Consider the following 4,082-nt stretch of genomic DNA (forward strand, 5'->3'; position numbering starts at 1 on the left):
GCCAACCGTCTCGCGATCCTGCTGCGCTCCGGCGCGCTGCCGGCCTCCTTCACGCTCGTCGAGGAACGCACGGTCGGCCCCGGCCTGGGCAGGGATTCGATTGCCGCCGCCACACTCGCCTCCATGGTCTCGGCCGGCGCGATCGTGGTCTTCTCGATCGCGACCTACGGCGTGTTCGGCGTCATCGCGCTCATCGCGCTCGTCGCGAACGTGATGCTGATCTTCGCGCTGATGTCGGCGCTCGGCTCGACGCTGACGCTGCCGGGCATTGCCGGCATCGTGCTGACGCTCGCGATGGCGGTTGATTCCAACGTGCTGATCTACGAGCGCATCCGCGAGGAGCAGGCGGCGGGACGCGGCGCGGCTTTGGCGCTCGATGCCGGGTTCACGCGGGCGCTCGCGACGATTCTCGATGCGAACATCACGACCTTTCTCGCCGGCGCGATCCTCTATCTCGTGGGAACGGGCTCCATCAAGGGATTCGCGGTCACGCTCTGCCTCGGCATTCTCACGACGATCTTCACCGCGTTCACGCTCACCCGCATCATGGTTGCGGCGTGGTATCGCTGGTTCAAACCCAAGGTGGTGCCGATCTGAGGAGGCCTTCCGCCACCCTCCCTCGGCTCCAGACAGGTTCTTGCCCGATGAAACTTCTGCGCATTGTCCCCGACAACACCAAATTCGGCTTCATGCGCTTCCGGCGCTTCAGCTTCCCGTTCTCGGCGATCGCCTCCATCGTTTCGGTGGTGGCCTTCCTCTGGCTCGGCCTCAATGTCGGCATCGACTTCAAGGGGGGCACGGTGGTGGAGTTGCAAGCCCGGGGTGATCGCGCCAATGTCGCGCTGATCCGTGAGGAAGCGAACAGGCTCGGCTTCGGGGATGTCGAGGTGCAGGAATTCGGTGGCCCGCGCGAGGTGCTCCTGCGCGTCGGCCTGCAGGATGGCGGTGATCGCGCGCAGGCCGAGGTGGTGGTGAAGCTGCGGCAGGCCTTCGAGAAGGATTATGACTTCCGCAAGGTTGAGGTTGTGGGCCCGCGCGTGAGCCAGGAACTCGTGCAGAACGGCACGATTGGCGTGCTGCTGGCCATCCTCACGATCCTCATCTATCTGTGGTTCCGCTATGAGTGGCAGTTCGCGGTGGGGGCCGTGATCGCGACCATGCACGATCTCGTGCTGACCATCGGCTTCTTCGCCGTGACGCAGATCCAGTTCGACCAGACCTCGATCGCGGCGATCCTCACCATCATCGGCTACTCGCTGAACGACACGGTCGTCGTTTATGATCGCGTGCGCGAATTGCTGCGCAAATACAAGAAGATCAAGCTCTTCGAGCTTCTCGACCTGTCGATGAACTCGACCCTGCCGCGCACGGTCATCACCTCGGTCACGACCATTCTCGCGCTGATCGCATTGTCGATCTTCGGGGGTGACGCGATCTGGGGCTTCTGCATCGCGCTGCTCTTCGGCGTGCTCATCGGCACCTATTCCTCGATCTTCGTGGCGGCGCCCATCCTGATCTATCTCGGCGTGCGCGTCGGCGAAGGTGTCGGCTCCGAGAAGCCGGCGGACAAGACCACGCCTGCACCGGCCCGATGACCAGGCTCGCGCCCGCCCCGGGTTTCGCGCCGGGCCGACACCCCATCGAGGGCTATGGCGCGGATGGTTTCCGCTTCGCGGGCATGGCGCATCCCGGCTCGATCCTCGCCTTGCCCTCCGGCATCCGGGCCTGGCCGGTGGATGATCTGGCGCAGGTCCGTGACGCCGATCTCGCCCCCCTCCGTGCAGAACAAGAGGCGATCGAACTGCTGATCATCGGCTCGGGCCGGAAGGCCGTGCTGCCCATCGGCCCGCTGGCGGATCGCCTCCGCGAAGCCGGTTTCCGGCCCGAATTCATGGATACGCCTGCGGCCGCCCGCACCTATAACGTGCTTCTGGCCGAAAACCGGCGCGTGGCTGCCTTGCTCATGCGCATGGCCTGAGCCTCCGGGCGGATTTCGCGTCAGAGCAATCTTCCGCTCTTTTCCTTTCCCGCGCTGGCACCATATGGGACCAAGGGGAAAGTTCGCGAAATGACGATCGCCAGTCGCCATCACCAGCCGATTGCGGAGATCGAGACGGCGCCACTCGCTTCGGCCTTCGAAGCCTGCCGTGCGGTGGTGCGCGCCGAAGATCCCGATCGCTATGCTGCGATCCTTTTCGCCCCGGCTCCCTCGCGCCCGCCGCTTTTCGCGCTCTATGCCTTCAACTGCGAGATCGCCCGCGTGCGCGACATCGTGAGTGAGGCGATTCCCGGCGAGATCCGTCATCAATGGTGGCGGGAGGCGCTCTCCTGCGCAGCCGGCGAGGCTGCGCGGTCGCACCCGGTCGCGGCGGCCCTGCTGGATACCATGAGACGTTTCCGCCTGCCGCCGGAGCCTTTCCTTAACCTGATCGAGGCTCGCAGTTTCGACCTCTATGATGACCCGATGCCGACCTGGCTCGACCTCGAGGGCTATTGCGGGGAAACCTCATCAGCGCTGATCCGCCTCGCCTCGATCATTCTCGCGGGCGGCGAGGAGCCGGGCTCGGCGGCGTTGTGCGGGCAGGCGGGCGTGACCTACGCGATCACGGGTCTGCTGCGCGCCTTCCCCATCCATGCCCGGCGCCAGCAATGCTATGTGCCGCATGAGGTGCTGATCGCCTGTGGCGTGACACATGAGGAAATCTTCGAGGGCAAGGACAGCGAACGCCTGCGCGCAGCACTTGCCGCCATGCGCGAACGCGCCCGCGGCCATCTCTTGACCCTGCGCGCGAGCATCCGCGAGATCCACCCGGCAATCGCGCCGGCCTTCTATCCCGTCACGCTCTGCGAGCCCTTGCTGCGGCAGATGGAGCGGCCGGATTACGACCCCTTCGAGAGTTACATCGGGTTGAGTCCGCTCGGCCGCCTCTGGCACATCGCGCGCGGCGCATGGCTCTCGCGCCGCGCGGGTTGATCACTCGGTCGCGGGTTGATCACTCGGCCGCGGCGGGGAGGGCGGCGGGGCGCAGCCCCTGCGCCGCGATCCAGCCCGCGAGATCCTGCTTCGCCCGCGCGGTGATCATCCGCTTGCGCGCATGCGCTTTCTCCGAGCCGCGGAGGCGCTTGCCATTCTCGTCGCGCGGCGCCTCGGTGACCGGTGGAAACAGGCCGAAATTGATGTTCATCGGCTGGTAGGAGCGCGGGCCGGCATCGATGGTCTCGATATGCCCGCCGGTGATGTGATTGAGCAAGGCGCCGAGTGCCGTTGTGGAAGGCGGCAGGGCGAGTTCGCGCCCCAACCGTTCCCGGCTCGCGAAAAGCCCGGCCAACAGGCCCACCGCCGCGCTTTCCACATAGCCCTCGCAGCCGGTGATCTGCCCTGCGAAGCGCAGGCTCCTGCGCATCTTCAGGCGCAGTCGGCCATCAAGCAGGCGCGGCGAATTGAGATAGGTGTTGCGGTGAATGCCGCCGAGGCGGGCGAATTCCGCATTTTCGAGGCCGGGAATCATCCGGAAGATGCGGCCCTGCTCGCCATGTTTCAGCTTGGTCTGGAAGCCGACCATGTTGAACAAGGTGCCGAGCCTGTTATCCTGCCGCAGCTGCACGATGGCATAGGGTTTCACGGTCGGCTCATGCGGGTTGGTGAGCCCAACCGGCTTCATCGGCCCGTGGCGAAGGGTTTCGACGCCGCGCTCGGCCATCACCTCGATGGGCAGGCAGCCATCGAAATAGGGCGTATCCTTCTCCCATTCCTTGAACTCGGTCTTCTCCGCCGCGAGCAGGGCTTCCACGAAAGCGTGGTAATGCTCCTTGTCCATCGGGCAATTGAGATAATCCGCGCCCGTACCGCCGGGGCCAGCCTTGTCGTAACGCGACTGGAACCAGGCCGTCTCCATATCCACGCTCTCGCGATGCACGATCGGCGCGATGGCATCGAAGAAAGCGAGCGAGGTTTCGCCCGTCAGCCCGCGAATGCCCTCCGCGAGTGCGGGGGAAGTGAGGGGTCCGGTCGCGATGATCACGTTGTCCCATTCTTCCGGCGGAAGGCCGGCCATCTCGCCTCGCGCGATGGTCACCAGCGG

The 4,082-nt window shown here is 65.5% G+C and carries 5 protein-coding genes; 4 read left to right on the forward strand and 1 reads right to left on the reverse strand.

Annotation, left to right across the window (positions count from 1 at the left end; translation table 11 throughout):
- From ACKODO_RS15170 to ACKODO_RS15185, 4 genes are all read left to right on the forward strand, one after another.
- A partial coding sequence (locus tag ACKODO_RS15170) for a SecD/SecF family protein translocase subunit (protein WP_408984286.1) occupies positions 1-597 on the forward strand: 597 nt, incomplete at its 5' end.
- Positions 598-644: 47 nt separating this feature from the next.
- Entirely contained in the window at positions 645-1,595 is a 951-nt protein-coding gene (secF, locus tag ACKODO_RS15175) for a protein translocase subunit SecF (protein ID WP_408984287.1), read from the forward strand.
- Positions 1,592-1,978 carry an Mth938-like domain-containing protein gene (locus ACKODO_RS15180; protein ID WP_408984288.1) on the forward strand — a complete coding sequence of 129 codons (387 nt, stop codon included), beginning with the start codon at positions 1,592-1,594 and terminating at the stop codon, positions 1,976-1,978. The genes secF and ACKODO_RS15180 overlap by 4 nt, the downstream gene beginning before the upstream one ends.
- 90 nt (positions 1,979-2,068) lie before the next feature.
- A complete protein-coding gene (locus ACKODO_RS15185; RefSeq protein WP_408984289.1) occupies positions 2,069-2,974 on the forward strand; it encodes a phytoene/squalene synthase family protein in 906 nt (301 codons plus the stop codon).
- A gap of 19 nt (positions 2,975-2,993) precedes the next feature.
- On the opposite strand, the gene trmFO is transcribed toward ACKODO_RS15185, so the two are convergent.
- A partial coding sequence (gene trmFO / locus ACKODO_RS15190; RefSeq protein ID WP_408984290.1) for a methylenetetrahydrofolate--tRNA-(uracil(54)-C(5))-methyltransferase (FADH(2)-oxidizing) TrmFO occupies positions 2,994-4,082 on the reverse strand: 1,089 nt, incomplete at its 5' end.

Origin of the sequence: Rhabdaerophilum sp. (assembly GCF_046092605.1) — a bacterium.
Classification (GTDB): Bacteria; Pseudomonadota; Alphaproteobacteria; order Rhizobiales; family Beijerinckiaceae; genus Rhabdaerophilum.

Coding starts and splice junctions, on each gene's coding strand:
- secF (WP_408984287.1), top strand. CDS start 645: ATGAAACTTCTGCGCATTGTCCCCGACAACACCAAATTCGGCTTCATG.
- ACKODO_RS15185 (WP_408984289.1), top strand. CDS start 2,069: ATGACGATCGCCAGTCGCCATCACCAGCCGATTGCGGAGATCGAGACG.
- ACKODO_RS15180 (WP_408984288.1), top strand. CDS start 1,592: ATGACCAGGCTCGCGCCCGCCCCGGGTTTCGCGCCGGGCCGACACCCC.